The 26,390-nt window shown below is 74.3% G+C and carries 24 protein-coding genes, 1 tRNA gene, 1 other RNA gene and 1 pseudogene; 15 read left to right on the top strand and 12 right to left on the bottom strand.

Features of this window, described 5'->3' with window-relative positions; all coding sequences use genetic code 11:
• The 3 genes and pseudogenes from SH587_RS23805 to SH587_RS23795 form a co-directional block, all read left to right on the top strand.
• A pseudogene (locus SH587_RS23805) lies at nucleotides 1-476 on the top strand (hypothetical protein); the annotation flags it as partial.
• Nucleotides 477-511: 35 nt separating this feature from the next.
• Complete coding sequence (locus tag SH587_RS23800; RefSeq protein ID WP_320673156.1) at nucleotides 512-1,096, top strand: hypothetical protein; 585 nt, start codon at nucleotides 512-514, stop codon at nucleotides 1,094-1,096.
• Nucleotides 1,097-1,140: 44 nt separating this feature from the next.
• Nucleotides 1,141-1,464, top strand: a complete 324-nt coding sequence (locus tag SH587_RS23795; RefSeq protein WP_320673155.1) for an antibiotic biosynthesis monooxygenase family protein — start codon at nucleotides 1,141-1,143, stop codon at nucleotides 1,462-1,464.
• A 15-nt stretch (nucleotides 1,465-1,479) separates the two neighbouring features.
• On the opposite strand, the gene SH587_RS23790 is transcribed toward SH587_RS23795, so the two are convergent.
• A complete protein-coding gene (locus tag SH587_RS23790; RefSeq protein WP_320673154.1) occupies nucleotides 1,480-2,382 on the bottom strand; it encodes an oxygenase MpaB family protein in 903 nt (300 codons plus the stop codon).
• Between the two features lie 67 nt (nucleotides 2,383-2,449).
• Nucleotides 2,450-3,106 carry a TetR/AcrR family transcriptional regulator gene (locus SH587_RS23785; RefSeq protein ID WP_320673153.1) on the bottom strand — a complete coding sequence of 219 codons (657 nt, stop codon included), beginning with the start codon at nucleotides 3,104-3,106 and terminating at the stop codon, nucleotides 2,450-2,452.
• A gap of 113 nt (nucleotides 3,107-3,219) precedes the next feature.
• Here SH587_RS23785 and SH587_RS23780 point away from each other — a divergent pair, with 113 nt between their 5' ends.
• The 6 genes from SH587_RS23780 (at nucleotide 3,220) to SH587_RS23755 (ending at nucleotide 11,271) form a co-directional block, all read left to right on the top strand.
• Complete coding sequence (locus SH587_RS23780) at nucleotides 3,220-5,265, top strand: ATP-binding protein (protein WP_320673152.1); 2,046 nt, start codon at nucleotides 3,220-3,222, stop codon at nucleotides 5,263-5,265.
• A gap of 144 nt (nucleotides 5,266-5,409) precedes the next feature.
• A complete protein-coding gene (locus tag SH587_RS23775; RefSeq protein WP_320673151.1) occupies nucleotides 5,410-7,326 on the top strand; it encodes a hybrid sensor histidine kinase/response regulator in 1,917 nt (638 codons plus the stop codon).
• Nucleotides 7,327-7,414: 88 nt separating this feature from the next.
• The gene (locus SH587_RS23770) at nucleotides 7,415-8,056 is read left to right on the top strand and encodes a response regulator (RefSeq protein WP_320673150.1); all 642 of its coding nucleotides are present in this window, start codon (nucleotides 7,415-7,417) and stop codon (nucleotides 8,054-8,056) included.
• Complete coding sequence (locus SH587_RS23765) at nucleotides 8,053-8,394, top strand: Hpt domain-containing protein (RefSeq protein ID WP_320673149.1); 342 nt, start codon at nucleotides 8,053-8,055, stop codon at nucleotides 8,392-8,394. The genes SH587_RS23770 and SH587_RS23765 overlap by 4 nt, the downstream gene beginning before the upstream one ends.
• A 248-nt stretch (nucleotides 8,395-8,642) precedes the next feature.
• Entirely contained in the window at nucleotides 8,643-9,020 is a 378-nt protein-coding gene (locus SH587_RS24700; RefSeq protein ID WP_375341809.1) for a GAF domain-containing protein, read from the top strand.
• Nucleotides 8,992-11,271, top strand: a complete 2,280-nt coding sequence (locus tag SH587_RS23755) for a response regulator (protein WP_320673147.1) — start codon at nucleotides 8,992-8,994, stop codon at nucleotides 11,269-11,271. Before SH587_RS24700 ends, SH587_RS23755 begins: the two co-directional genes overlap by 29 nt.
• A gap of 6 nt (nucleotides 11,272-11,277) precedes the next feature.
• Here the strand turns inward: SH587_RS23755 and SH587_RS23750 are convergent, their stop codons facing one another.
• Nucleotides 11,278-13,530 carry an ATP-binding protein gene (locus SH587_RS23750; protein WP_320673146.1) on the bottom strand — a complete coding sequence of 751 codons (2,253 nt, stop codon included), beginning with the start codon at nucleotides 13,528-13,530 and terminating at the stop codon, nucleotides 11,278-11,280.
• 433 nt (nucleotides 13,531-13,963) lie between these two features.
• Between SH587_RS23750 and SH587_RS23745 the strand changes: the two genes are divergently transcribed.
• Nucleotides 13,964-15,226 (top strand): NHL repeat-containing protein, encoded by a 1,263-nt coding sequence (locus SH587_RS23745; protein ID WP_320673145.1) that lies wholly within the window; start codon nucleotides 13,964-13,966, stop codon nucleotides 15,224-15,226.
• 21 nt (nucleotides 15,227-15,247) lie between these two features.
• On the opposite strand, the gene SH587_RS23740 is transcribed toward SH587_RS23745, so the two are convergent.
• From SH587_RS23740 to SH587_RS23730, 3 genes are all read right to left on the bottom strand, one after another.
• Complete coding sequence (locus SH587_RS23740) at nucleotides 15,248-16,186, bottom strand: COG1470 family protein (protein ID WP_320673144.1); 939 nt, start codon at nucleotides 16,184-16,186, stop codon at nucleotides 15,248-15,250.
• A gap of 105 nt (nucleotides 16,187-16,291) precedes the next feature.
• The gene (locus SH587_RS23735) at nucleotides 16,292-17,047 is read right to left on the bottom strand and encodes a hypothetical protein (RefSeq protein WP_320673143.1); all 756 of its coding nucleotides are present in this window, start codon (nucleotides 17,045-17,047) and stop codon (nucleotides 16,292-16,294) included.
• Nucleotides 17,048-17,141: 94 nt separating this feature from the next.
• Nucleotides 17,142-17,684 (bottom strand): TetR/AcrR family transcriptional regulator, encoded by a 543-nt coding sequence (locus SH587_RS23730; RefSeq protein ID WP_320673142.1) that lies wholly within the window; start codon nucleotides 17,682-17,684, stop codon nucleotides 17,142-17,144.
• Between the two features lie 174 nt (nucleotides 17,685-17,858).
• On the opposite strand from SH587_RS23730, the gene SH587_RS23725 reads away from it, so the two are divergent.
• Together SH587_RS23725 and SH587_RS23720 are read left to right on the top strand one after the other, a co-directional pair.
• Complete coding sequence (locus tag SH587_RS23725; protein ID WP_320673141.1) at nucleotides 17,859-18,671, top strand: hypothetical protein; 813 nt, start codon at nucleotides 17,859-17,861, stop codon at nucleotides 18,669-18,671.
• Between the two features lie 405 nt (nucleotides 18,672-19,076).
• The gene (locus SH587_RS23720; RefSeq protein WP_320673140.1) at nucleotides 19,077-19,319 is read left to right on the top strand and encodes a hypothetical protein; all 243 of its coding nucleotides are present in this window, start codon (nucleotides 19,077-19,079) and stop codon (nucleotides 19,317-19,319) included.
• Between the two features lie 83 nt (nucleotides 19,320-19,402).
• Here the strand turns inward: SH587_RS23720 and SH587_RS23715 are convergent, their stop codons facing one another.
• The 5 genes from SH587_RS23715 to SH587_RS23695 all read right to left on the bottom strand — a co-directional run bounded on the left by SH587_RS23715 (nucleotide 19,403) and on the right by SH587_RS23695 (nucleotide 22,987).
• Entirely contained in the window at nucleotides 19,403-20,425 is a 1,023-nt protein-coding gene (locus SH587_RS23715; protein WP_320673139.1) for a DUF4238 domain-containing protein, read from the bottom strand.
• Between the two features lie 513 nt (nucleotides 20,426-20,938).
• Entirely contained in the window at nucleotides 20,939-21,229 is a 291-nt protein-coding gene (locus tag SH587_RS23710) for a hypothetical protein (RefSeq protein ID WP_320673138.1), read from the bottom strand.
• A 22-nt stretch (nucleotides 21,230-21,251) separates the two neighbouring features.
• Complete coding sequence (locus tag SH587_RS23705) at nucleotides 21,252-21,989, bottom strand: hypothetical protein (protein WP_320673137.1); 738 nt, start codon at nucleotides 21,987-21,989, stop codon at nucleotides 21,252-21,254.
• A gap of 320 nt (nucleotides 21,990-22,309) precedes the next feature.
• Nucleotides 22,310-22,510 carry a hypothetical protein gene (locus SH587_RS23700; RefSeq protein ID WP_320673136.1) on the bottom strand — a complete coding sequence of 67 codons (201 nt, stop codon included), beginning with the start codon at nucleotides 22,508-22,510 and terminating at the stop codon, nucleotides 22,310-22,312.
• A gap of 403 nt (nucleotides 22,511-22,913) precedes the next feature.
• Nucleotides 22,914-22,987 (bottom strand) — tRNA-Val (locus SH587_RS23695).
• A 117-nt stretch (nucleotides 22,988-23,104) separates the two neighbouring features.
• On the opposite strand from SH587_RS23695, the gene SH587_RS23690 reads away from it, so the two are divergent.
• The 3 genes from SH587_RS23690 (at nucleotide 23,105) to SH587_RS23680 (ending at nucleotide 24,480) form a co-directional block, all read left to right on the top strand.
• Nucleotides 23,105-23,452 carry a hypothetical protein gene (locus tag SH587_RS23690; protein WP_320673135.1) on the top strand — a complete coding sequence of 116 codons (348 nt, stop codon included), beginning with the start codon at nucleotides 23,105-23,107 and terminating at the stop codon, nucleotides 23,450-23,452.
• A 112-nt stretch (nucleotides 23,453-23,564) separates the two neighbouring features.
• Nucleotides 23,565-23,661: signal recognition particle sRNA small type (ffs, locus tag SH587_RS23685), an RNA gene on the top strand.
• A gap of 63 nt (nucleotides 23,662-23,724) precedes the next feature.
• A complete protein-coding gene (locus tag SH587_RS23680) occupies nucleotides 23,725-24,480 on the top strand; it encodes a glutathione S-transferase family protein (RefSeq protein ID WP_320673134.1) in 756 nt (251 codons plus the stop codon).
• Here the strand turns inward: SH587_RS23680 and SH587_RS23675 are convergent.
• On the bottom strand, nucleotides 24,477-26,390 hold a 1,914-nt coding region (locus SH587_RS23675; RefSeq protein WP_320673133.1), incomplete at its 5' end, for an amidase. The two genes, SH587_RS23680 and SH587_RS23675, sit on opposite strands and share 4 nt — an antisense overlap.

Below are 26,390 nucleotides of genomic sequence, written 5' to 3'. Positions count from 1 at the left end.
CCGGCGGCGCGGGGCCGGGCGCGGTGGCCGGTGGGGGCGGCGCGGCGGCCGGCGCGGGGACCGCGGCACCGGGGGCCGGCAGCGGGGGTGGAGCCGGCGGCGCATCCGGAGGGAGCGGGGCGGCCGCCGCGGGCGGAACCACCACCGGCGCCACCGTCGGCCAGGTGGCGAACGTGCGCGGGTCGACGCTCTACGTCGAGACCGGCGATGGCACCACCGTCGCGGTCCGGGTCGGCGCCAACGCGAAGGTCCAGCGGCTCTCCCACAGCAGCGCCGGCGGCGTCCACCCCGGCGACACGGTGATCGTCTCCGGCAGCGGACGCTCCGACGGCAGCGTCCGCGCGACCGACGTCCAGGCGCTGGCCCCGGGCCTGACGCTCGGCCTCGGCGGGCTCCGCGGCGGGGCGGGCGGCAGCGGCGGCTCCAGCGGGAGCGGCAGCGGCGACCCGGTCGACCAGCTCTTCGGCGGCCGCTGACCGTCTCCATCCGAACCAGCAAGGCACGACGAACCATGACCCAGACGTCCCTCCTCCGCCCGGCCGCACTGCTGCTGGCGGCGCTCGCGCTCGGCGGCTGCGGCTCGTCCTCCGAGGGCGGATCGACGACCACCACCGCCGACCGCGGCGGCCGTACCGCGCCCGACCCGGCCGACCGCGAGAAGCTGCAGGCGTGCCTGAAGCAGCAGGGCGTCGAGCTGCCGCAGCGGCCGGCCGGCGGCGGACCCGGCGGCTACGGCGGCCCGCCGCCCGGGGCCGGCGACGGCGGGGCACCGCCCAGCGGGCTGCCCGGTGGGGGCGGCGGTCCGGGCGGGGGCCTCAGCGACGAGCAGCGGCAGGAGCTGCAGGCGGCGATGGCCAAGTGCGGCGTCGACCGCGGCCGCTTCGCCGGTGGCGGTCCGCGGGCCGGCGGCGCCGAGTACCAGAAGCGGGTCCGGGCCTACGTCGCCTGCGTGCGGAAGAACGGCTTCGACCTGCCCGATCCCGACTTCTCCGGCCAGGGCCCGGTTTTCGACCCGCAGCAGGTCGATCAGCAGGACGCCCGCTTCCAGAAGGCCAGCCGCGCCTGCCAGGCGAAGCTGCGCCCGGCCCAGGGCTGAGCGGCCTGGCAGGATTCGGTCACCCGAACCTGGAGGAAGCCGAGATGTCCGTGGTGAAGATCAACGCGATCGAGGTCGCGCCCGAGCGGGGCCCCGAGCTGGAGCAGCGTTTCGCCAAGCGCGCCGCCGAGGTCGAGAAGATGCCCGGCTTCGAGGGCTTCGAGCTGCTGCGGCCGGTCGCCGGCGAGACCCGCTACTTCGTCTACACCCGCTGGGCGAGCGAGGAGGCGTTCCAGGCCTGGGTGAAGAGCGAGGCCTTCACCCGCGGGCACGCCCAGGCCGCCGCCGACCGCGGCCAGCAGCCGGTCGCCCACGGCTCGTCGGTGCTCTCGTTCGAGGTCGTCGAGCGGGTCGGCGCCGGCAACTGAGCGACCCGCCCGCCCTCAGCCCGCGACGTGCGGCGTGCGCAGGCCCTTGCGCAGCCGCCGTCGCTCCTCGGCCGCGACCGAGCGGAAGACGGCGGTGTTGGCGCCCGCGGTGACGCGGCCGGGCAGCACTCCAAGCCCGCGGCGGACCATCGCCGCCGTCGCCCGGTGCAGCGCCGCCTGGGGCGCCGTCCAGCGGAGCCCGTAGAGCTCGCGGACCCGCGGCGGCAGACTGCCGAGGATCAGCATGTTGTGGACCTCCATCGCCGGCCGGCCCGCGGCCCGGGTCGGGATCGAGAAGGCGGTGAAGCGGCCGACGTGGTGGGCCTCGGGAGTCAGGTGGACGTCGGCGGCGGCGATCTCGGCCGCGTAGTAGCGGCGGAAGGCCGCGTAGGTCGGCGGCAGCACCTCCTCCGGCGTCCCGAAGAGCAGCGCGAAGCGGCGCCAGTCCTGCCACAGCTGCTCGCGCTCGCCGTCGCTCAGCCGCCGCACCAGCAGGTCGTGGAGGGTCTCGGCGGAGTCCATCATCACCGCCACCGTCCACAGCATCAACGAGCCGTCGAGCGCCGAGTAGGCGGTGCCGGCGGGCGTCGCCCCGGCGTCCTCGGGCAGCTCGCCGTTGACCCGCTCGTGCATCTTGCGGACGTAGCGGAGGACCTTGTCGGCCTCGGCGCGGGTGCCGAAGTAGATCGTCTCGAAGGCCAGGCCGGTGCGAACCAGGCGCTTGAAGGGCGCCTGCTTGCCGGCGGTGTGCTCCGAGGTGCCGACGTAGTTCAGCGGCTTGATCGCCCCGATGCAGAGCGCCCGCTGCCCGTAGAGCAGCCCGACCGCGTGCTGGGCCTGGACCTGGCGCAGCATCGAGCCGGGCGGGAAGTAGCCCTCGTCCCGGCTGCGGGTCACGGTGGTGGTCTCCGTCTGCATCTGCTCGCCTCCGTCGCTGCTGCGCCGGGCCGAACGCTACACGATCTGGAACAGTCCGTTGTCAGAATCAGCGGCCGGCGGCGCGGGCGCGGGCGATCGCCTCGGCCGAGCGGCCGCCGGCGACGAACAGCGCCACCAGGTCGTCGATCAGCGCCTCGCGCTCCAGCGGCAGGTCGTCGCGGAGCCAGGCCCCGACCGTCTCCGCCAGCCCGCCGGCCAGCATCGTCGCGGTCACCTGCAGCAGCGGCTCCGCCTCGGCCGTGACGTCGAACGCCTCGCGGCCGTAGCTGCCGATCAGCGCGATCACGTCCCGCAGCCGCTCGATCCGGCGGGCGGCGAGCGGGCCGGTCGCGTAGGCCTCGGCGAACAGCAGCCGCGCCCGCCGCGGGTCGTCGGTCAGGTCGCGGAACGCCGCCTCGATCGCCGCCCGCACCCGCGACTCGATCGCGTCGGGCGCGGCCGCGATCGCCGCCACCACGCTCGCCGTGGTGCGCGCGAACGCCTCGTCGAAGACCGCCACCGCCAGCGCGTCGAGGTCGGCGAACTGCTCGTAGAAGTAGCGCGGCGTCAGCCGTGCTCGCTCGCAGACCCCGCGCACGGTCGTCGCCGCCCAGCCCTCGCCGCCGATCGCGTCGAGGCCGGCCTCCAGCAGCCGCGCGCGCCGCTCGGCCTGGCGGTCGGCGGCGCTCTTGCCGCCGTAGGTGCGTCGCGCGGGAGGAGCCACCGCACGAGTCTCGCACCGTGGCCGACAACTGGGAGGGGGGAGGGACGGCGGTCGTCACGACGTCCCGGTAACAGCAACGACGCGCGGGCCCGTCCCGTGCGTCAGGGGGAACGGTGAACGGTCAGAGGGCCACCAACAACAGCGAGGTGCGGATACCGCCGCTCGATGCGGCGCCGCTGCCCGCTGCCGCGGCCGGGTTGGGCGCCGCCGGCCACGCGCGCGCCCTGACGGCGCGGCTGGTCGCCCTGCGGGCGCTGGCGCTGCCGGCGCTGCTGGCGCTGGCGCTGGCCACCGACGGCGTCGACCGGCTGGCGCTGCTGGCCCTGGCCCTGGTCGGGGCGGCCGAGATCGCGATCACCGGCCGCTGGTGGATGCGGCGGGCCGCGCGCGGGGAATCAGCCGCGGCGGCCTGGCCGCCGCTGGCGATCGGCCTCACCCTCGACGTCACGCTGATGACCCTCGCGACCGCCGCCAGCGGCGGTCCCGACAGCGACCTGCTGCTGATCCTGACCGCGCTGCCGCTGGTCGGCGGGCTGGTGCTGCGGCCGACGCTGCTGGCCGCCTTCGTCGCGCTCGGGCTCGGCGGCCGGCTGGCGCTCGGCGGCAGCGTCGAGCAGCTGCTCCCGGTGCTCGTCGTCGGCGCCTGGGCGACCGCGATCGGGATCACCACCTCGTTCGGCGGGGTCGCCGTGCGGCGGCGGCTGGAGCAGCTGGAGGCCAAGACCGCCGCGGTCCTGGCCCGCGATCCCGGCGGCAGCGTGCGCGCGCGGGTCGCCGACGGCCTGCGGGCGACGGTCCTGGAGCCGGTCGCGGCCGTCTCCGCCGAGCTCGCCCACCGGCCCTCGCCCGCGGTCCTGGCCGTCCTCGCCCGGCGGCTGGAGACGACCGTCCGCCGGACCCGCTCGACCGTCCGCGAGCTGCACTTGGGAACCGCGCGCGAGCCGGTCCCCACCGAGCCCCTGCGGCCGGCGCCGCGCGGCGTCGCGGCGACCGTGCCGGCGCTGCTGACCAGCCGCTTCCGCGAGCTGGCGCCGACCCTGATCGTCCTGCGGCTGGGGCTGGTCGTCGTCCTCGTCGCCACCGCGACCGTGATCGGCGGCAGCGAGCCGGGCTTCGTGCCCGTCGCCGCCGTCCTGGCCCTCGTCCAGCTCGTCGCCTCGTGGCGACTGCGGCGCGCGCGGTCGGGGATCGAGCACCTGGCCACGACCGCGGTCGACGTGCCGCTGGTGCTGGCCTGCTTCGTGCTCTCCGGCGACGCCCACACCACGATCGCGACCGTGATGGTGGTGCTGATCGCCGCCTGCGGGTTCGTCTACCAGCCGCCGGTGGTCGCGGCCGCGACCGTGCTCGCCGTCGCCACCGGGCTGGCGGTCGACGCGGGCGTCGAGCTGCCGATCGCGCTCGCCTGGGCCGGGGTCGCCGGGATCGTGGAGTCCCGCGCCCGGGCCCGGATCGGCGACCCGATCGCCCGCGCCGTGCGCCGCCGGGCCCGGATCCTCGAGGGGATCGTGGAGGCCGACGACCAGGAGCGGCGGCGGCTGGCCGGGACGCTCCACGACGGCGCGCTTCAGGCGCTGATCGTCGCCCAGCAGGAGCTGCTGGAGGCGGCCGCCGGCAGCGGCGAGGCCCGCGGTCACGCCGCCGCCGCGCTCAGCGAGGCCCGCGGGCTGCTGGCCGAGGCGATCGGCGAGATCCAGGTCGACGAGGGTGCGGCCGCGGTCGACGTCGGCCTGGCGGCGGCGCTCGAGCGGGCGACGACGCGTCCGCGCGGGCCGCGGGCCGTGATCGCGGTCGACCCGGCCGCCGAGGGCCACGACGACGCGCTGCTGGTGCTCGTCGCCCGCGAGGCGTACACCAACGCCGCCCGCCACGCGCGCGCCGGCCAGGTCCAGGTGATCGTCTCGCGGCTGCCGGCGGGGATCGCGCTCGACGTGATCGACGACGGCGTCGGCTTCGACCACGAGCGGGTCCGCGACGCGCTCGACCGCGGCCACATCGGCCTCGCGACGCTGGCCGAGCGCGTGACCCGGGTCGGCGGGACGGTCGACCTCCGCGACGCCGAGCAGGGCGGCGGGCACGTGCGGGTGGTGCTGCCGGCGTCGCCGCTGCGGATGGCGGTCGACGAACCCGGACGGGAGGGGCTGGTCGGTGGGCGCTGACGCCGGATCGAGCCCGGTCGCGGCTGCTCGCGTGCGGTGTAGCCTGGAGAGCATGCAGCGGGTCGCTCAGGGTGCCTCGGCCGTGCTCGGGACACGGCGCGTGGCTCGGCGGCAGGCCCGGCGAGCGAGCTCCGAGGGGTCGTGGTGGCCGGGCGCGGACGGTCCCTGACGCCCGCCTGGGCCGCCGCGCTGCCGATCGCGGTGATCGGCCTGCGACGGGAAGCCAGCGGCCCGGATCGCGGTTGGCGGATCGCGTGGGGCAACGAGCGCGCGCAGCGGCTGCTCGCGGTCGACGGCGCACCGCTGGCCGAGCGGCCGTGGTCGACGGCGACGCTGGCCCCGGTCGACCCCGAGGCGGCGGCCGGCGAGCCGGCGTTCGCGCGCCTGCGCGCGGCCGACGGCGGCGTGGTCGAGGCCGAGGTCCGGGCGACGATCGACCAGGACGAGGCGCTGCTGACGCTCCACGAGCTGGTCGGCGCCGAGGGCCCGCTGCTCTCCCCGCAGGTGGTCGCCGAGCTGACCGGCCTGCTCGACAACACCGAGTCGCTGGCCTACGTCAAGGACCTGGAGGGGCGCTACGTCTACGTCAACCGGGCCTGGGAGCGGCGGTTCGGGCGCCTGCGGGCCGACGCGGTCGGGCTGCGCGACCGCGACCTGTACCCCGGGATGCCGCACGACAGCTACGTCTCCAACGACGCCGAGGTGCTGGCCGCCGGCGTGCCGATGGAGTTCGAGGAGACCACCTACCTGGACGGCCCCGACGGCGAGACGATCGTCGAGACCTGGCTGTCGACGAAGTTCCCCGTCCGCGACGCCCGCGGGACGGTGGTGGCGGTCGGCGGCTTCTCGACCGACATCTCGGCCCGCAAGCGCGCCGAGGAGGCGCTGGCGGTCGCCCGCGACGTCGCCGAGCAGGCCGACCGCGACAAGTCCGAGCTGCTGTCGCGCGTCAGCCACGAGCTGCGGACCCCGCTCAACGCGATCCTCGGCTTCGGCCAGCTGCTGCGCGACGCCGGCGACCCCCACCGGGCCGGCGAGAGCATCGAGCGGATCGTCCGCGCCGGAACCCACCTGCAGGGGATCATCGACGACCTGCTGGTGATCACCAGCGCCGACGCCCGCGGCTTCGAGGTGGTGATCGAGTCGGTCGACGCCTGCGCCCCGCTGGCCGACGCGCTCGAGTTCGTGCGGCCGCTGGCGGCCGAGCGCGGCGTGATCATCGGCACCGACATGCACGGCGGGCTGATGCGGACCGTCCGCGCCGACCGCCGGCGGCTGACCCAGGTGCTGCTGAACCTGCTGACCAACGCGATCAAGCACGGCGGCGACGGCGGCGAGGTCCTGGCCCGGATCGAGGCCGTCGACGGCGGGATCCGCTACGCCATCAGCGACCACGGGCCGGGGATCGCCCCCGCCGACGTCGAGCGCGCGTTCCTGCCCTTCGAGCGGCTCGACGCGGCCGGGGGCGGGGCCGAGGGGGTCGGGCTCGGGCTCGCGGTCTCGAAGGTGCTGGCGACGGCGATGGGCGGCCGGATCGGCCTCGCCGACCCGCCGCCGGCACTGGGCAGCCGCTTCTTCGTCGAGCTGCCGCTGGGCGACGCGCCGCGCGACGTCTGGCCGCTGCCGGAGGCCACGACGCCCGGCGTCGCCGACCTCGGCCCCGCGACCGTCCTCCACGTCGAGGACACGCGCTCGAACGCCGAGCTGGTCGAGCGGATCCTGGAGCCGGCCGCCGCGGTCCGGATCGTCCACGCGACGTCCGGCCGGGCGGCGCTCGAGCTGCTCGAGCGCGAGCCGGTCGACGCGATCCTGCTCGACCTCCACCTGCCGGACCTGCCCGGCGTCGAGGTGCTGCGGCGGATCCGGGCCGGCCGCGCCGCCGACGTCCCGGTGCTGGTGCTGTCGGCCGACGCCACCGCGACCCGGATCGCCGAGCTGTCCGAGGCCGGGGTCCGCGACTACCTGACCAAGCCGCTGGACGTGGGGGCGTTCGTCGACGCGCTGCGGGGAGCGCTCGCCGCGCGCGAGGACGCGGTCGCGCCGGAGCGACGGGATGCCTGAGGCCGCCCGCCGAGCCGGCGCGCGATCGCCCGCGATCTGCCGATCATCCTGTTCCCCACCGGGGAACCGGACCCGCCGAGGGAGTTGAATGCCGGATTCGAAAGTACGGGTGCTCGTCGCCGAGGACCATCCCCTGTTCGCCGAGGTGCTGACGCGTCTGATCGCCGGCACGCCCGGGCTCGAGGTCGCGCTCAGCACCGGCGACGGTCGCGAGGCGTGGGAGGCGCTGCGCGACGGCGTCGCCGACGTCGCGGTCCTCGACCTGCGGCTACCGGGCATGTCGGGCCTGGAGATCCTGCGCGCCGTCCGCCGCGACGAGCTGCCGGTGCGGGTCCTGATCCTGTCGGCCGAGGCGACGGGGGAGACGGTCTTCGACGCGGTCCGCCTGGGCGTCGACGGCTACGTCGTCAAGGAGTCCGCGCGGCAGGAGGTCACCGACGCGATCGCGGCCGTGATCGCCGGCCGCACGATCTTCTCCCCCGGCGTGCAGGCGATCCTCGCCGCCGAGGTCCGCGGCCGCCGCCACGAGCAGCGGACGATCCTCTCCCCGCGCGAGCAGGAGATCCTGCGCGGCATCGCCGAGGGCCTGTCCGGTCCCGAGATCGCCCGCCGGCTCCAGATCGGGACCGCGACCGTCAAGACCCACACCCGCAACGTCTACGAGAAGCTCGGCGTCGCCGACCGCGCGGCCGCGGTCGCCGAGGCGATGCGCCAGGGGCTGATCGAATGAGCGACGCGGCGATCGACCGCGAGCACTTCGACGACCTGCGGCGCGACTTCTCCGCGGCCGAGCTGGAGCAGCTGGTGGCCGAGTTCGCCGGCCTCGCCGAGCGGCAGGTGGCGGAGGTCCAGCAGGCGATCGCGGCCGGCCGGGCCGACGAGGCCGCTCGCCACGCGCACCTGCTGCGCGGGACCGCGGCGACGGTCGGCGCCCGCCCGCTGGCGGCGGCCGCGGCGGCGATCGAGCAGGCCGTGCGCGAGGGCGCCGACGAGGCCGCGCTGCGGGCCGTGGGCGGACCGCTGGCCGCGCGCGCCGACGAGGTCCGGGCCGCGTTGCGGACGCTCTAGGCTGATTGTGTCCAAGCCGTCGATCGCGTAGTGTGGACACGGTCCACCAGACGCGGTGTGGGAGGGTCATGGAACCGAACGAGTGGGAGCGCGATTCGGCGCTCCTCGAGGGGCAGCGACAGATCCTGGCGATGATCCATCGCGACGTCGCGCTGCCGCGCGTGCTGGAGGAGATCTGCCTGGTGATGGAGGCCCAGGCGGACGGCATGCTGGCCTCGGTGCTGCTGCTCGACTAGGACGGCAGCCACCTGCTGCACGGCGCCGCGCCGAGCCTGCCGGGCGAGTACAGCGAGGCGATCGACGGCATCACGGTCGGCCCGGGGGTCGGCTCCTGCGGCCACGCGGCCTTCACCGGCGAGCCGATCGCGGTCGAGGACATCGCCGTCCACCCGAACTGGGCGCCGTTCGTCGCGCTCGCCTACGAGGACCACGGCCTGCGCGCCTGCTGGTCGACGCCGATCAAGTCGTGGGAGGGCAAGGTCGTCGCGACGTTCGCGATGTACTACCGCCGCCCGAAGGCGCCCGGCCTCCGTGACCGCAAGCTCGCCGACTACTCGTCGCACCTCGTCGCGATCGCCCTCGAGCGTGCCCGGGAACGTGAGCGACTCGGCCGTCTCGGCGTCTGAGCCAGCGGCGCCCGCGGGCGACGCGGTCCGCAGGATCGAGGCGCTGATCCTCGCCAGCCTGCGCGAGGGCGGCAGCGAGCAGGCGGCGGCCGCCGCCTACCAGCACGGCAAGGACCGCTACGCGGCGGCGGTGCCGCTCGGCGACCTGCTCGCCGCCCACCGCGAGGCGGCGCTGGCGGTCGCGCTCGCCGCCCCCGGCCCCGCGGCGCAGGTCGTCGACGCGGTCACGTCGACCCTCCAGCAGCTGATGGCGTCCTACGACGCCCAGCTGCGCCAGGAGCGCGACTACCACCGCGCCCAGCGCCAGCTCAACGAGGTCCTGCGCGAGCAGGTCGGGGCGCTCAACGGCACGGTCGCCGAGCTCGAGCGCGACCGCCGCAGCGCCGACGACGCGACCCGCGAGAAGGCGCTGCTGCTGGCGAACATGAGCCACGAGATCCGGACGCCGCTGAACGCGGTGGTCGGGCTCGCGAGCCTGCTCGGCGACGCCCGTCCGGAGGAGCGCGCCGAGTACGTGCGGACGATCCTCGGCAGCGCCGACCACCTGCTGCTGCTGATCGACGACGTGCTCGACTTCTCGAAGATCGAGGCCGGCAACATCGAGCTGGAGCGGGCCCCGCTGCACCTCGGCCGCTGCGTCGAGCTGGCGCTGGAGATGGTCGCCGGGCGGGCGGCGGAGAAGGCGCTGGAGCTGGCCTACGTGGTCGGCCCGGGGGTGCCGCCGGGGATCGTCGGCGACGAGGTCCGGCTGCGCCAGGTGCTGCTGAACCTGCTCTCGAACGCGGTCAAGTTCAGCGAGCGGGGCGAGATCGTCGTCGAGGTCTCGCGCGAGGACGACGTCGGCGGCGGCGAGCCGCGGGTGCGGTTCGTCGTCCGCGACCAGGGGATCGGGATCGCCCCCGAGCGGCTGTCGCGGATCTTCGAGCCCTTCACCCAGGCCGACCTGAGCACCACCCGCCGCCACGGCGGCACCGGGCTCGGGCTGGCGATCTCCAGCCGGCTGGTCGAGCTGATGGGCGGCGAGCTGGCGGTCACCAGCGAGGTCGGCAGCGGCTCGCGGTTCACGTTCTCGATCCCGGTCGCGGCCGCCGACGTGCCGCCGCCGTCGCGTTCGACCTTCGCCCCCGACGCGCTCGCCGGCCTGCGGGTGCTGGTGGTCGACGACGTCGAGACCAACCGCCGGATCCTCGACGCCCACGCCCGCGCGTGGGGGATGGCCTGCGCCGCGACGGCCGACCCGGAGCAGGCGCTGGCCTGGGTCCGCGAGCAGGAGCCGTTCGCGCTGGCGATCCTCGACCACCACATGCCGGGGATCGACGGCGTGGCGCTCGCGCGGCGGCTGCGGGCCGAGCCGCGGGGGGCGTCGCTGCCGCTGGTGCTGCTCTCGTCGGCGACCCGCAAGGGCCGCCAGGTCGATCCGGCCGGCGAGCTGTTCGCGGCCGTGCTCGGCAAGCCGCTCAAGCAGTCGACGCTCCGCGACGAGGTCGCGATCGCGGTCGGCGTGCCGCCGGAGCCGGTCGCGCCCGACCCGGCCGAGCAGCGCGAGGCGGTCGCGATGAGCGAGCTGCGGATCCTCGTCGCGGAGGACTCGGCGGTCAACCAGATGGTCGTTCGGCGGCTGCTGCGGCGGCTCGGCTGCGAGCGGGTCGACGTGGTCGGCGACGGGCTGCAGGCGGTCGCGGCGACGACCGTCAGCCGCTACGACGCGGTCCTGATGGACGTCCAGATGCCGGTGATGGACGGGACCGAGGCGACCCAGCGGATCGTCGCGGCGGCCGCCGGCGGTCGCCGTCCGCGGCTGATCGCGTTGACGGCCGAGGCGCTGCCCGGCGACCGCGAGCGCTACCTGGCCGAGGGCTTCGACGACTACCTGGCGAAGCCGGTCACGGTCGACCGGGTGGCGGCGGCGCTGGCCCGCTGCCTGCCCGAGCGCGAGCCCGGTCCGGCCCCGGGCCCGGCAGCGGGCCTGGCCGCCGGTCCCGACCGGCTGGCCCAGGCCGGCGAGCTGCGGCGGCGGGCGGCGGAGCTGCGGGCCGCGATCGACTTCGGTCGCGCGGAGGCGGCGGGCGAGCAGGCGCTCGCGGTCGCGGCCTTCCTCGACGACGCCGGCCTGCCCGCGGTCGCCGACCTGGCGCCGCTGCTCGACGCCGATCGCGCGTGGCTGGCGGCCCGCGGGCTGCCGCTGGTCAGCCGGGTCCAGAAGCAGCTGCGGGCGCTGGCCGACGAGCTGGAGACCGCGGCGGGCCGCTAGCGGGGGTCAGCCGGCCCCGGCGTCGGCCGGCAGCGCGACCCGGATCCGGGCGCCGCCGCCGTCGGCCGCCAGCAGCGCGACGGTGCCGCCGGCGCGGCCCGCCCGCTCGCGGACCGCGGCGAGGCCGATCTGGCCGCGGGCGACGGCGTCGTCGACCTGGTCGGGGTCGAAGCCACGCCCGTCGTCCCAGGCCTCGAGCACGATCTGGCCGTCGCTGCGGGCGACGGTGATGGTGACCGTCTCCGCGCCGCCGTGGCGACGGGCGTTGCGGTACAGCTCGCGGCCGGTGGCGACGAGCAGGCCGTCGTGGACGCCGCCGGCCGCCGGCTCGACGTCCAGCCGCAGGGCCGGGCCGGTCTCCTCGACGATCGCGCGCAGCGCCGGCCAGAGACCGCCGGGCAGGGCGGGGACGTGCTCGCCGATCGCCAGGTCGGTCGCGACCCGCTCCAGGTCGGCGACCGCGTGGTCGAGGGCGGAGCGGGCGGCGTCGCCGGCGACCGGATCGCCGGCGGCGGCCTCGTCCAGCTCCTGGGCGGCGACCAGCAGCAGCTGGAGGGCGTCGTCGTGGACCAGCTGGGCGAGCCGCTGCCGCTCCCGCTCCTCGCTCGCGAGCATCGCCGTCAGCAGCCGGTTGCGGTTGCGGCGGACGCCGTTCAGGCGGTTGGCGACGGCGGTGGTGAAGAGCGCCAGGCTGATCCCGACCAGGCCCGACCAGCCGACGGCGATCGTGAACGCCGGCTGCGGCACGGCGAGCAGCAGCGGCCCGCCGAAGGCGGCGGCCGCGGTGGCGGCGGCGGTCCAGCGGCTGCTGAGGATCGACGCGACGGTGGCGGGCAGGACGACGGCGACGGCCAGCAGCGCCGGTCCGGCGTCGCCGGCCTGGACCAGGATCGCGCCGAGCAGCAGCAGGTCGAGCGCGGCCGCGGCGACGTAGACGGCGCGGATGGCGCGGCCGAGCATGGCCAGCAGCGGCAGCGCGGCGAGGTTCAGCCCCTCGACCGCCAGCAGCGGCCAGAACCAGTCGTCGACGGGGCCGCTGAGCAGGGCGACCGCGGCGATCGTCACCAGCAGCCCGAGGCGACCGGCGAGCGCGACGGTCAGGGTCGCCCAGATCGCGGCGGGGGCGTGGCGGTCGGGCCGCGGGGCGGCGAACAGGTGGCGGAGGACGATCGTCGCCGTCGGCCACTGGAGGCGGACCCGGACCACGTCGGGGCGGACGGCGAGCAGCGACAGCGAGGTGCCGGCGGCGGAGGGAGTGGTGGTCAGGCGGACGACCACCTGCTCGGCCTCGACCTCGACGGCGATCCGGACCTCGGTGGTCGCGGGGCCGGCCAGCAGCGGCAGCGCGTCGCGGACGACGGTCGCCACCGAGAGCGCGTGGGCGTCGGCGCCGGGGGCCAGGTCGAGGTCGAGGTCGGCGGCGGGGGCGTGGCGGCGGACGAGCAGCCGCAGCGGGGCGGCCAGGTCGTCGCGGCGGCCGGCGAGCACGTGCAGCTCGCCGAGCAGCCCGCGGACGGCGAGGATGGTGGTGCGCAGGCGGGCGGCGAGGGCGCGCAGGCGATCGGCGTCGGGGGCGTCGTGGGCGCCGTCGCGGACCGCGGTGACGGGGGCGACGACGGTCGCGCGCAGGTCGGCGACGAGCCGCGAGCGGGAGCCGGGGACGCGGGCCCGGAGCGCGCGCTCGGTCGCGTCGACCCGCGACATCGACCGCACCAGGGCGGAGCGGCGGGCGGTGAGGGCGGCGGCGAACAGCGCCACCCAGGCCAGCTCGATGGCGAAGGTGGCGATCGCGGTCGCGTCGCCGCCGAGCAGCAGCCGGCCGCCGACGGCCCAGCTGCAGAGGATCAGCAGCGCGACCGGGTCGAGCATGATCGCGGCGATCAGCGGCAGGCCGGGGTAGATGAGGAGGGCGAGGCTGCTGCCACCGCCGCTGGCCGCCGCGGCCGCGGTCAGCAGGGCCAGGTCGACCATCAGGATGGTCAGCACGGCGGGTGCGTGGCTGGGCGGGGCGCGGCGGGCGAGCCAGCGGCCGGTCGGCACCATCTCGGCCACGGCGGCGACGGCGACCACGGCCAGCCAGCCGTGGTGGACGTCGTCGGAGGTCAGCGCGAGGGCGACGACGAAGGGCACCGTGACCAGCCGGATCGCGGCCAGGTAGCGGTTCGCGCTGCGGCGCCAGGTCGATTCCAGGTCGCCGGTCGCCGAGCCGGCGAACAGCCGACCCCACCACCCCAGCCCCGGTGATTGCGCGCCCCCCACCGGGTCAGCGTAGATGAGCGGGACGCGCTTCCGAGAACGGTCTGGACGGGGTCCCCCAACGGGACGATGCCGGCCTCCCCCGCTGGCGGCGCGCCCGTTCCCCCGGGCGTTCCCCCGCGCGGGCGATGGCAGGGAGCGGGCGCCCCGGAGACGATCGTGAACGTGTCGACCACGACCTCACGGCCGGTCGAGACCCCCTACTGACGACGCAGAGGCGCTCACACAACGTCGTCAGGACCGGCCGACGGGGGAGGAGGTGCCCAGGACACAGCGGCGGGCGGCGTACGTGCACACGTCGTCCGCCGCCCCCTGGGTGGTGGGGCGGGGTACGGGCACGGCGCGGCCGGCGGCGAGGTAGCGTGGCACCGTCGTGCGCGTCGACGCCGTCGACTCGCCGACAGCCCCCGTTCGTCCCCCCCCCAGGAGCATCGTCATGTCGTCACCGTCGTCGCCCCCCGCGCGGTTCCGGCCCCTTCCCGCCCTCGTCGGGCTCGCCGGCGCCCTTGCGCTGATCCCGAGCGTCGCCGACGCCAGCTACGTCTACGAGCAGCGGTGGGAGGTGGCGCCCGGCGCGCGCGCGATCGCCGCCTCGCCGGCGGGGATCTACGTCAGCAGCGGCCGCTTCGCCGGCACCGGATCGAGGATCGCGCGCTACACGGCCGGTGGGCGGCTGACGCGGACCATCGACGACAGCGGCGACGCCGACGGGCTGGGCGCTCGCGGTCTGGCCACGGGCCCCGACGGACGGTTGTGGGCGACCGAGGGCCCGTCGACGATCCGCGTGCTGAGCGCCGACGGCGTCGAGGTCGAGCGCAAGGTCGTGACCGACACCTGCGGCGGCGGCAACGGCGTGTTCATCAACGACATCGACGTCGATCCGAGCGGAGCGCTCTACCGGGCGTTCGTCGACGACTGCACCGCCGGCACCCCGATCGGCGGCCCCGTCCAGTTCGTCACGCGAGTGCTTCCCGACGGGCGGGAGGCGAGCGCCTGGGGTGGTCTCGCGGGCTCGACGAAGGACGGCGAGTTCGGCGGCGGCGAGCTCTCGATCGCCAGCGATGGCCGCGGCGGCAGCGTCTACGTCAGCGACGGGCGCAACGAGCGGGTCCAGCAGTTCACCGCCGACGGCCGCTTCGTCCGCAAGTGGGGCCAGGCTGGCCGTGGGCGGGGCCAGTTCAGCAGCATCGACGGGATCGAGGTCGGTCCCGCCGGTGACGTGTTCGTCGCCGAGCACGGCAACGACCGCGTCCAGCGCTTCAGCGCCGACGGTCGCGTCCGCGAGCAGATCGTGACGCCGTCCGACGTCGATGACGCCACCACCCCGATCGACGTCGCGCTCGACGCCAAGGGACGGCTCTACGTCCTCGGGACGCGGACGGCGGGAGCCGAGGTCCACGTCTTCGTCCCGACCGACGCCGTCGTCCCCGCCCAGACCCTGCGCTACCGCGGCAAGCGCATCGCGATCAAGCTCCGCTGCACCGCCAAGACCACCTGCCGCGGCACGGTCGGCGTCCGCAAGGGCAAGACCAAGCTCGGCTCGCGCAGCTACCGGGTGGCGGCCGGCAAGACCGCGTCGGTCGTCCTGGCCCCGTCCAGCCGCGCCGCGCGCCGGATCCGCGGCAAGCAGGACGTCACCGTGACGGTCTCGCCGCGCGGAGGGGTGGCGAGCACGAGGACGCTGCGGTTGCGGGGGTGAGGTCGGCCGCGGATGGCGGCGTCAGCAGGGCGAGACGACGATGTCGCCGACGCCGCCGAGCACCGGGGCGTAGGTCGCGCAGGCGCCGGTGCCGGTCGGACGCCGTGGCGGCTTGCGGCGGGAGACCGTCGTCTCGGCGCGGACGCGGAGCTTGCCCGCGGTGGCTTGGACGCGCAACGGCGTCGAGGTCTTCGCGCGGCGGCTGAGCGTGACGCGCAGCGAGACGGTTCGGCGCTTTCCGGCCTTCAACGACGGGACCGATCGTGGGGCGCGGACGGTCAGGCCGCGCTGACGGCTGACGCGCAGACGGATCGGGTCGGTGCGGGCATCGCCGGGGTTGCGCAGCGTCAGCCGCACCGTGCGCGAGCGGCCGGGTCGCAGCGCCGTCGCAACGCGGGCGATCCGGACGTCGAGGGCCGGCTGCGGGTGGAGGGCGAAGGGACCGGCGCTGTCGTAGACGAGGTTCGGGTCGGCGGGGTCGACGACGAGCGCCGTGAGACACGTCAACGGCCGGCCAGCCAGCGCCGGGTCGGTGACGTCGAAGGTCTGCAGGGTGCCCCCACCGCGGTGCTCGACGGCGCCGGTGGCCGTTGCGGGGCCCGCGGCGTCGAAGCGCGCCCACTGCCCGCCGGCAGCGTCGCTGAGGCCGTAGAGCCCGATCGCCGGATAGCCGTCGCAACCGCTCGTGGCCTTCGTGCCCGCCAGCAGCACCACGTTCGCGGCGGGTCCCGGCGCGGCGCTGAGCACGACGCCGCCGCGGAGCGTGCCGCTGCGGCGGTCGTAGGCGACGCCGGCGGCCGTGATGTCGCGGCTCGGCTGCCCGCCGGCACCATCGCCGGCCGCGTCGCGACCGACCGCGACGAAGCTCGCCGGGGAGGTCGTCGGCGCAGCCAGCACGGCGACGACGGCCGACGAGAAGAGCGCCGCGGCCGTGCGGCGGCGAGCGACGGAACGGGACATCCGCGGTGGCTCCGTCGGAACGAGCGCGACGGTCGCGCGTCCCGGACGGAAGGCCGCGACGGTGACGAGTGGGAGACCGGAAGGGAGCATGGCGGGGGCGGGGCCTCAAGGATTGGGGATCTCGTCGTACTCGGCCTCGCCGAAGTCCCCGCTGGCCGCCAGGACCAGGCGGTTGCCGTCGAGGCGTCCGGTGCGCGGGCCGGAGGGATCGCCGGTGATCGTGACCGTGCCCGACGCCGGGTCGAGCGCGTAGGCCAGGCAGCCCGAGCCGGAGACCTCGGTCACGGTCACCGCGGTGCACGTCGGCCGGGTGCTGTCGGTGGGGGTGTCGCGGTGCACGAACTGGTCGTTCACGAACCACAGCCACTCGTAGTAGGTGCTGTAGGAGAAGGTCGACGGGTCGTAGACCGTGTACTTGTGCGAGAAGGCCCGGCCGCTGAGCGAGAGCCCCGGCTTCGGCGCGGCGAGCGTCAGCGTGAACGAGCCGGACGCGCTGCGGACGCCGCGGCCCTTCGCGGACAGGCGCACCCGCACCGGCCCGCGGAGCTCGCGGGTGGCGCGAACGGTCACGGTCACCCTCTTCGCCCGGCGCGGACGCAGCTTCGACGCGACGCGGATGGTCCGGCGGGCGCTCGCCACGCCGCTCCCGGGCGAGACGCGCAGCACGACCGAGCGGATCGTCCGGCGGGTCCGGTTGCGGACCGTGACGGTCGTCTTGACGTCCTCGCCGACCTGCGTCGCGGTCGCGGAGCGGGCCGACAAGCCGAGGCCGGCGGCCGCCGAGGCGCTCGCGGTCGGCAGCACGGTCATCGAAGCCGCGACCAGGAGGGCGATCCCGAGCGCGCGCGGACGGAGGGGCATGGTGAGTCCTTGGGGGGTTGGGGGGATACCCGCCTGAGGCATCGGACGATAACCAGCCCCGGAACGGCGTGCGCCGGGTCCTCGGGGCGCCGCGTCACTCCTCGCCGAAGGTCGCCAGCAGGAACCCCTGCAGCCCCAGGTCCTCGGCGTGCTCGGGCACCCCGGCCAGCAGGATGTTGTTGATCAGCATGCCGCGACCGATGAAGTCGCGCAGCTGCGCCTCGCTGGCGCCGAGGCCGCACAGCAGGTGATGCAGCTGCGCCATCAGTCGCCGGGCCTCCGCGGCGATCCGTGGGTGCCCCGACGCCGAGAACCCATGGGCGAAGATCAGCAGCGCCTCGCGCTGGGTCAGCACGAGGTCGCGATAGGCCTGTCCGATCGCGACCGGATCGAAGCCCCCGGCCCGCTCGCCGGCCTCGGCGAAGGCGGCGTGGATCATCGCTCCGGCGTGCTGGTGCGTGTCGATGAACAGCTGCTCCTTCGTCCCGAACACCCGCATGATGTAGGGCTGGGACACCCCCGCCTCGCGCGCGACCTGCGCGGTCGACGTCCCGCTGTAGCCACCGACGGCGAACGCCCGCACGGCCGCGTCCAGCAACTCGACGATCCGCGCGGGATAGCGGCGATCCCGATCCATCCCCGCCCAAGTCTGACGGCATCCGCGACGCACCGCGCGCTGGCGCCTGCGGGAGGGGCCGGCGCCCCGACCGGCGCGACCCGGCGCACACGCGGTCGCCCCGGGTTATCGTCCAATAAGCCGCCGCCTCCGGTGTCCCATCCGGCGGTGCGACCCCCCCCGAAGGAGCACCACATGCAACGCGTCCCGTCCCCCGCCCGCGGCCCGTTCCCAGGCCGCCGGCCGACCGTGGTCGTCCTCATCGCCATGGCCGCGCTGCTCGCCCCCGCCGCGTCGGCGACCGCCGCCGACGGTCGCTGCGACGAGATCCGGTGGGAACTGCGCAACAAGTTCAACCCGTTCACCGACGACCTCGGCCTGATCCGGATCCCGGTCTGCTACCGCAACGGCAAGCGGGTCCCCTCGCCCGGGACGACGCGGCCCAAGGAGCGCAAGGCGACCAAGCGCCAACTGCGACTGCTGCGGTTCGCGCCGTCCGATGCCGTCTCGCGGCGGGTGCAGGAGCGGGTCACGGCAGCCTACGTCGGCGACGACCAGGGACCCCAAGCCGACAGGGCGCGAGCCCAGATCGCGTCCGGCGATCTCGTGTCGCAGTTCCGGAAGTCCCTGCGCGAACAGCGCTGGTCCACCCGCGACGCCGGCGACTACCACGCCCTCGGGTACATCGTGTGCTGGCTCGGCGTCAACGGCAAGCGCAAGGTCAGCGACCGCGTCGCCGAGGCCGTCCGCAAGGACCTCAAGAACGACCTCGCGCTCGACACGGCGTTCCGCCGCTCCGGCGACCGGGCCCAGCAGGAGAACGCGGAGTGGATCGCCTCGAACGTCCTCGTGCTGGCCGCGAACCTGCAGCGCGCCGAGCGCGAGGGCCGGACCGCGGACGCCGACGCCCTCCGCGACCTGCTGCGGGAACGCGCCCGGGACGCCGACCTGTTCAGCACCGACCTGCGCCGCGTGACGCTCACCAGCCGCGGCGTGCGCCGGCGCTGAGCCGCACCGCCGCGACGAGAAGGGTCGCCGAGGCTAATGCCGCGAGAGCGAGCCGGACGACACTGCGCCGGCTTCGCGAGGCTGGAGAGCTGGTTCCGGTCAGCCGCGGTGTCCTGCAGGTGCCCGACGGGGGCATGGAACCTCACCGACGAGATCCCGGCACAGGTTCCCCTTGCTGTTCCCCGCGGCGCGCACCGGCCGACCATCGACGAACCCGCGTCGTCGTCCGCTGGCCGATGCTGGACCGCCCCGGCTTGCTTGCTGTTGTGAGCGCTCCGCTGGTCGCTTCGGCCCGCGAAATCGGGACGGTTGCTTCCGCTCGGCTGATTCTCCTGGTGCCCGGAGAGCGCCTAAGCTTGCGAAGCTGGACTCGCTTTGCAAGGTTGCTACGTAAGCTTGCAAACGGTGGTCATCGCCGCAAGGATGACCACCGCGCCGATGATCTCTCCTCGCACCCCCTTCGAACCGCTCGGCGAGCACGTCGAGCGACACGTTGCTCCGAACCCGGGCGCGTACGGCTCGCGTACGGCGCGACGCGGTGGCCCCTACCTGGCGTTCATCGGAGAGCGCTCGTTTCCGCTCGGCGGCGAAGCTTCTGCCGCCGTTGCCGAGGCGACGCGCGCGCTCGAGGACCTGCTCTCCCGCTAGCGCACGTGCCGCTCACGCCGCGGTCCTGTTTACGGTCGAGCACGCTCCAACGCACCGCCACCGGATCACACTCGCAGAGCGTCCTATCGAGTCGAGCGCCGCCTCCTCCTTCTTGGGGCAGGCGGCGGCTTTCTGGTCGCGAACTGTTGATACCCGCCGGCGACCCACCGGACGTACACCATTCCCGTCGGGTGATTCAGCCTGAAGGTTGCGTCACGTGCTTCCTCCGCAGCGTCAAGCCGCGACCGGCTGGGGCGGATCTCAAGCTCGGGAAGGCGGACGCGGGGGCTGACCCGAGGTGCCGCCGACGGTGGATAGATGACGTGCGCATATGCCTGCTGACGCACCCGGTGGTTGAACCACGCCGGCAGCCCGATTGGCGCAGGCGCGACCGGAGGGTCCGGGCCTGCTCGCCATGAGGCGACAAGCAGGATCTCCGGCGACAGGGCGACCGTGATGGCGTCTAGGCTGCCGGGCGTAAGAGGATCGGGGGATGTCTCCGGTGCGCCAGCCTGCGCGTTAAGGACGTGAAGGACCGGCTGGTCTGCGGTCATGAAGCCGGCGCGCCGATCGCGGTAGAGCGCCCAGTGCATTGAGGCGAGCCACGCAGCGTGGTGGGGTGCGATCAGTTCGAACGAGGTGAGCCGGGCAGGATCGCCGTTCGCGTGCTGGGCCTGCTCCCAGCGGATCGCATCTTCGATCGCGTCAGGGTGGTCGACGAGATACTGCTCGCCGACGGCCCTTCCTTCCGCCTGGAGCTTGGCTCGCAGCGTCGTCCCACGCACCGCGAACGACGCGAAGAGGTACGCGAGCTTGATCCGGAGTGCCGGTTGAACGAATCCGTCGGCGAGGACGTTCGCCAGGATGGGCAGGGCAGAGCCCTCGAAGATGCCGAGCTGCGTCTCCAGAATGTCGTCCCGCTCGCCGTCCGGGCCGTTCAGCGACAACCAGTGCGACTTCACGCATAGGTCGTCGATCCCGATCAGTTTGGGCTCGGTGGTCGGCAGAACCAACGCCCGCACACGGGGGTCGTTCGTGTCGAATCGCCAGGCTCTGAGATATCCCTGCGACACCAGGTGATGCCGTTCTGAGCGCTTCTTCCCCATCGCGTACCTTGCGTTCGTGTTGCTGTTGGCCGATGCGTCTTGGGGCGGGCCTGGCCTGGGCAGCCGGTGCGGCACACGGACCGCGTGACGTCCTACTTCTCCTTCCGGATCCCCTTGAACGGGCCTCGGGGGTCTTCTGATCTACGAAGCGGCCCGTCTCGGTGTTCCGCTTCGTCCGGTTGCGTTCGGTGCCGTGACCTGGACCGGCCTTTCACTTGACCGTCTTTCGTCATCGTCTACGTCGCCTCCCTTCACAGGAGTTGGGGCGGCCACCATTGATCGTAAAACGGCTTCCAGAGTGTCGCTCAGGTGGAAGACGGACTACCGCCGGGGCAGGCGTACCTTGGACGTTCGACTCTGCGACTCGGGGAGGCACGCCGGCAGGCTCGAGGGCATCGCTTGGGAAGGCGTGCAGGGCTTGCAGAGCGAAGCAAGGGCCCCAGTGGGGCCCTTCCTCGGAACCGTCCGGTGCTGCAAGCGGCTCCGGAGACGCGCTAACGCTACTCGGGGCAGCTAGGGCTGCACGAGCTTCCGGACCTCAGGCCCGTGATGGAGGGTGCTCGTGTCGGTGGTGGCTGCGACGGCGACCAAGACGATCGCCATCACGACGCCGATGCCGAACAGGCCCGCCCTCACCTTCGGATGCCCAGATCCGGCGAGGATCCCGGCCGCCACGACGAGCACCGGCAGGACGAGCAGCGGCCCAAGAACCAGGCCCAGTCCGACGGCGACGACGAGCAGGATCACCACCGGTGCGGCCGGAAAGCTCTTCGGACCGTTGGGTGCTGCGATTCCCTTGGTCATCGTGTCTCCGATCGTACCGCGATCAGTTGGAGACGACCCAGGCCCGCCCGTTGAGGTTCACGTGCTGGTGGATGTACTTGTCAGAGCTGATCGGAAAGCCGCTGACGAAGGCCGACACGGTGCCGGACGTGTTCGCGTAGAGGTCGTTCTTCGACGGGTCGTTGATGAAGTTGCACTTCTTGGAGTCCCACGAGTAGCCCGCGCTGCTCCACTGGCAGTCGTTCCAGCCCGCGAATCCGCGGCGGGACCGCGAACCCCAGGCCCAGTTGCCGTCGTAGAAGGCGACGTCAGCGCTCTTCATCTTCCAGAACCCGCAGCCAGCACCGTGGCAGAGAACGTTGTCGTCGCGGACGGAGTCGATGGCACGGAAGCTGGCGCGCGCGGTCGCCGACGAAGTGCGATCGACGGTCGCGCCGTTGAGCGGGATCACGACGCCTTCGTCAACAGCCGCGGCCCGTGCGCGGGCACGCCGAGCAGCACGGCCGACGGCGAGCGGCGGTGCACCGGGATGGCTCAGGACCGACCGACAACTGTCGTCGTCGCAGCCGGCGGGAGTGATTCGCGCCGTGACGGTCTCACCGGGCGGTGAGACGACGATGGCCTGGGCATCGCTCTCCTCGGGGGCGAGCTTGATGCCGTACTTGGAGAGCGCTGCCTTGCCGCCCGTTTCCACCCGGACGGGTGAAGCAGATGCACCGACAGGGGCGGCCAGCGCGAGCGCAGCAGCGACCGCCGCCGCCGAGGTGACGCGAGAGAACATCTATGACTCCTGTGTTGGCACGACGCGACCCTCGGACAGCGTCCCGCGAACCCCAGGTCGCGCGTGTAATTCGGGACAGCCGAATCGGGGAACATGCGCCGCACCACGGCCTCGTTCGGCCGGGCCAACCTAGCAACGAGAACAAGCGCAGAACCGCCAACCTCGGCGCTATTCGCAGGAAGTCAGAACGAACGTCCAGCCGGTCGAGGGTGGCGATTCGAAGTGGTACGTGGCCCGGGGCTGGCCCCGCGAGGGGACGCCCCATGAGCGTCATCCGCGATGGGCTCGGGCATTCGAGCTTGGCCGTCACCGACCGCCATCTACGGAGCGTCGCGCCGGTTCACGTCATCGAGACGATGCGCGCCCGAGAGCGGGTGCTCTAGACGGCGGGCCATTCGCGCTTCGCGGCCTATCTCGCGAGCGCGAACGCACTTGACGTAGAAGTCGGGCGCGCGCCAGATCGCCTGAAGGATGACGAGCACCAGGGCCAGGCCGCCCAGGTTGGGGATCAGATCCGCCACGTTCAGACCTATACGACGGAAACCACGGCGATTCCCCATCTCCGCCCCTAGATCGACAGAAGCAGCCGGAGAATCCGGGGGCTACTCGATCGTCTAGGTCCTACGGGAGGTGCAGCTCGGCGCACGCCGAGGCCGTCTGTCGTCGCCATTGCGGGCGCTCTCGGGGTCCGTCCGGCGGACATCGGTCGTCCGGCGGTGAAGTCGACCCTTGCGGATGACCCCGCCCGTGCTGCGGCCGGGTAGTCCAGGCGGTGAAGGGCATTTCGGCCCAGAGGCTTGGCCCGCTCCACCGCTCTCGTCACGGCACCGGTGTGCACTGGATGTGCACTAGCTGCTCCGGCGCGATCGCGGGTGATCAGCGGCGAACGAAAGAACCGCCTGACTTGCAGGCGGTTCTTGCCAGTGGACGTAACAAGACTCGAACTTGTGACCTCTCGCGTGTGAAGCGAGCGCTCTAACCAACTGAGCTATACGTCCCGGGCCCGCCATGGTACCCGCCGCGGGCCGGCGGCGTCTGGCGACCGGGGTCGGGAGGGCGGCGGCGGGGCGCCGGGCTGCTGGACGGACGCCGAAACGTGCAGGATGCTGGACCTGATGAGCGACACCAGCCCCACACCGACCAGCGACGAGGCCGAGACCGACTTCGTCCCGACTCCCGACGAAGGTCCGGCCAACCCGCAGGCGGAACCGATCGACCACCAGTCCTCCCCGCCCGGAGGCCGCGGCTACGACGACGACGAGGTCGCTGTCGATCCGGAGGACGCGCCGTCGGCGAACTCGTTCCTGCTCCAGATCATCATCGGCGCGCTGATGGTCGTCGTGCTGCTGACGGTCGCCGCGATCACCGGCTCGGACGTGCTGCTGGTCGTCGCGCTGCTCTCGATCATCCCCGGGATCGCGCTGGTGGTCCACGCGATCTTCAAGATGATGTCGACCGACTGAGCGGTCTCCCGGGCGGCGCCGGCACAGCAGCCGGCCCGCTCGGCCGCCGCGCCTCGGGTACCATCGCCCGACGCGAATCCACGGGATGAGCCCGTCGTCGACGGCGTCGATGGACGAGTCCCCGTGCGACGCCGGCCCGTGAACCAGGTCAGGTCCGGAAGGAAGCAGCCTTAAGCGACCGTCGGCGGGCGCGCGGGTGCCTCGGCCGGAGTCGTCGGCGGCGGGCTGATCCCGTGGGTCCGCGTGGCGCGCCGCCGCAATAGGCTGGCGCCATGCCGGCCTCCGCGCCCACGCTGACCCTCCACGCCCTGCCCCCGTCGCATCCCTGCCTGACGGTCGAGGCGGCGCTCCGGCTCAAGGGCCTGGAGTTCGAGCGGATCGACCTGTCGATGACCGCACCCGACCGTCCCGAGCAGGTGGCGGCGATCTACGGCGAGGGCCGCGGCACCGTCCCCGGCCTGCTGATCGACGGCGAGCCGGTCCACGGCTCGCGGGCGATCCTGGCCCGGATCGACCAGCTCGCTCCCGACGTCGCCCCGCTCTACCCCGAGCCGATCGCCGACGCCGTCCGCGAGGCCGAGCGGTGGGGCGACGAGGAGCTGCAGGACCTCGGCCGCCGGCTGCCGTGGGGCGCCATGCTCTTCCGGCCCGAGGCGATGAACGCGCTCGTCGGCGGCGACCAGCTCGACCCGGCCGGGACCGACTTCGCGATCCGCTTCTCGCGCGCCGCCTGGAAGTACCACGGGATCACCGCCGTCCGCCTGCACGAGGACCTGGCCGGCCTGCCCGCCAAGCTCGAGCGGATCGCCGCCTGGGTCGCCGACGGCGTCCTCGGCGGCGAGCAGCCGAACGCCGCCGACCTCCAGATCGGCACCACGATCCGGATCCTCCGCGGCCTGGCCGATCTCGCCCCGCTGCTCGACGGCACGCCGGCCGCCACGATCGCCGAGCGCTTCCTGCCGCCGATCCCCGGCCAGATCCCGGCCGGGGCGTTCCCGGCCGGGTGGGTCCCGACGACGACCGGCTAGCGGCGCTCCGCGACCGCCGCCAGCTCGGCCACCACCGGATCGTTCGACAGCGACGGATCGACTGCGACGTCCTCCGGCGCGCGCTGCATCCGCAGCGTCGGCGCGAGCGCGCGCGGGGCCGCGACCGGCGGATCGGCCGGCAGCCGCGTGTGGTGCTCGGGGTGGCGCGCCTGGTAGTCGATCATCGCCTGCACCAGCCGCGGTTCGCTGAAGCGGGGACCCCACAGCTGGACGCTGATCGGCAGCCCAGCGTTCGCGGTCTGGCCGACCGGGAACGACACCATCGGCCACGAGAGGTCGTTCGCGATCTGGTTGTAGCGGCGCAGCGGCAGGCCGGCGCTCGGGTTGGCCGGGTTGCGCTTGCCGACCTCGGCCCCGATCGACATCACGAGCATCAGGTCGACCCCCTCGTCGTCGAGCGCCTTCTGGTAGTTCGCGATCAGCTGCCGGCGACGGTGCTCGCCCTCGCGGCGGGCCGCGGCCGTGATCCCGGCGTTGAGCGCGATCGAGGCCTCGAACGTCGGCGCGACCGCCGGATCGCTGGTGCCGCCCGGCCGCCGGCCGTACTGGGCGGCGAGCGCCGACGCGACCTCGCCGGACTGGGTGGCGGCGAACGCCTGGACCGCCTCGACGTAGCCGATCTCGGCCCGGTTGGCGAGCACGACCGCGTTGCGCGGGGTCACCGGCGTGCCGTCGACCGTCTCGAGGACGGCCGGGTTCAGGTAGTAGGGGTTCTCGCCGTCGGCGTACTCCGGCGCCGTGCCGTAGGCGGTGATGTCGAGGCCGCGGAACTCCTTGACCGTCGCGCCGAGCGCGCTCAGCTCGGCCCGGACGCGATCGAACGCGGCCCGGTGGTCGGCGTCGTAGAGCGCCTGCGGCGACTGCTTGACGACCTCGGTCGACTTCACCGACCCGTCCGGGTTGTACTCCGTGCGAGTCAGCCAATCGGTCTGGGGGATGCCGATCGTCAGGCCGGTCAGCGGCTTGGAGCCCTCGCGCGGGGTCATCGGCAGCGTCGGGAAGGGCGTCGGCGCCGCGGTCGTCTGCGGGTCGTTCATCGGGTCGGGGCCGATCAGCGCGTTCATGATCAGCGCCGCGTCGCGACCCGACCGGGCGAGCGGTCCGAGCACGTCGTAGGTCGCCGACAGCGGCATCACGCCGGCCACCGACCCGAGGCCGAGCGACGGCTTGATCGCGGAGGCGCCGTTGATCGCGGCCGGCCAGATGATCGAGCCGCCGGTCTCCTCGCCGATCGCCGCCGCCGCCAGCCGGTTGATCGGCGCCGCGCCCGAGCCCTGGCTCGAGCCGCCCGGGATGTAGTCCTTGTTCCAGCCGTTGCCCGCGAAGTTGCCGGCGATCACGCCCGAGTACGCCGAGCAGATCGTGTGGCCGATGATCACCGCGCCCTGGGTCCGCAGTCGCGCCACCGCCGTCGCGTCCTCGAGCGCGAGGTTGGCGGCGAAGTTGGGGGTGCCGTTCTTCGCCGGGCGCCCCGCGACCCCGACCGAGTCCTTGACGCCGATCGGGATCCCGCACAGGTACGGGGTCGGCGGGCCGCCGGCGCGCATCGCCGCCAGCTGCCGCTCGGCGCGACCGGCGTCCGCGAGCGCCGCCGCCCGGTCGACCCGGACGAACGTGTTGCAGCCGCCATTGTCGCCGTAGACCTCGAACGGGCCGTTGAACCGCTCGATCCGGTCGAGGTAGGCCTGGGTCAGCGCGACCGCGTCGATCTCGCCGGCCCGCAGCAGGGCGGCCAGCTCGACGACCTCGTGGTCGACCAGCGGCTTGTTCAGCGCCTTGACCGCGGCCGGGTCGGGCAGCGGCGGGGCGGGCGCGGCGCGGACGCTGGCGCGGCGAACCCGCGCCCGCGGGGTCAGCCGCGGCGCGGTCGCGGCGGCCGCGGGCGTGGC

Source organism: Patulibacter defluvii (assembly GCF_034096925.1).
Lineage (GTDB): Bacteria > Actinomycetota > Thermoleophilia > Solirubrobacterales > Solirubrobacteraceae > Patulibacter > Patulibacter defluvii.
This window is presented reverse-complemented; position numbering and strand designations above follow the sequence as displayed.

Coding starts and splice junctions, on each gene's coding strand:
- SH587_RS23725 (WP_320673141.1), top strand. CDS start 17,859: ATGCAACGCGTCCCGTCCCCCGCCCGCGGCCCGTTCCCAGGCCGCCGG.
- SH587_RS23705 (WP_320673137.1), bottom strand. CDS start 21,989: ATGTTCTCTCGCGTCACCTCGGCGGCGGCGGTCGCTGCTGCGCTCGCG.
- SH587_RS23715 (WP_320673139.1), bottom strand. CDS start 20,425: ATGGGGAAGAAGCGCTCAGAACGGCATCACCTGGTGTCGCAGGGATAT.
- SH587_RS23800 (WP_320673156.1), top strand. CDS start 512: ATGACCCAGACGTCCCTCCTCCGCCCGGCCGCACTGCTGCTGGCGGCG.
- SH587_RS23740 (WP_320673144.1), bottom strand. CDS start 16,186: ATGTCCCGTTCCGTCGCTCGCCGCCGCACGGCCGCGGCGCTCTTCTCG.
- SH587_RS23765 (WP_320673149.1), top strand. CDS start 8,053: ATGAGCGACGCGGCGATCGACCGCGAGCACTTCGACGACCTGCGGCGC.
- SH587_RS23790 (WP_320673154.1), bottom strand. CDS start 2,382: ATGCAGACGGAGACCACCACCGTGACCCGCAGCCGGGACGAGGGCTAC.
- SH587_RS23730 (WP_320673142.1), bottom strand. CDS start 17,684: ATGGATCGGGATCGCCGCTATCCCGCGCGGATCGTCGAGTTGCTGGAC.
- SH587_RS23680 (WP_320673134.1), top strand. CDS start 23,725: ATGCCGGCCTCCGCGCCCACGCTGACCCTCCACGCCCTGCCCCCGTCG.
- SH587_RS23690 (WP_320673135.1), top strand. CDS start 23,105: ATGAGCGACACCAGCCCCACACCGACCAGCGACGAGGCCGAGACCGAC.
- SH587_RS23745 (WP_320673145.1), top strand. CDS start 13,964: ATGTCGTCACCGTCGTCGCCCCCCGCGCGGTTCCGGCCCCTTCCCGCC.
- SH587_RS23795 (WP_320673155.1), top strand. CDS start 1,141: ATGTCCGTGGTGAAGATCAACGCGATCGAGGTCGCGCCCGAGCGGGGC.
- SH587_RS23735 (WP_320673143.1), bottom strand. CDS start 17,047: ATGCCCCTCCGTCCGCGCGCGCTCGGGATCGCCCTCCTGGTCGCGGCT.
- SH587_RS23710 (WP_320673138.1), bottom strand. CDS start 21,229: ATGACCAAGGGAATCGCAGCACCCAACGGTCCGAAGAGCTTTCCGGCC.
- SH587_RS23770 (WP_320673150.1), top strand. CDS start 7,415: ATGCCGGATTCGAAAGTACGGGTGCTCGTCGCCGAGGACCATCCCCTG.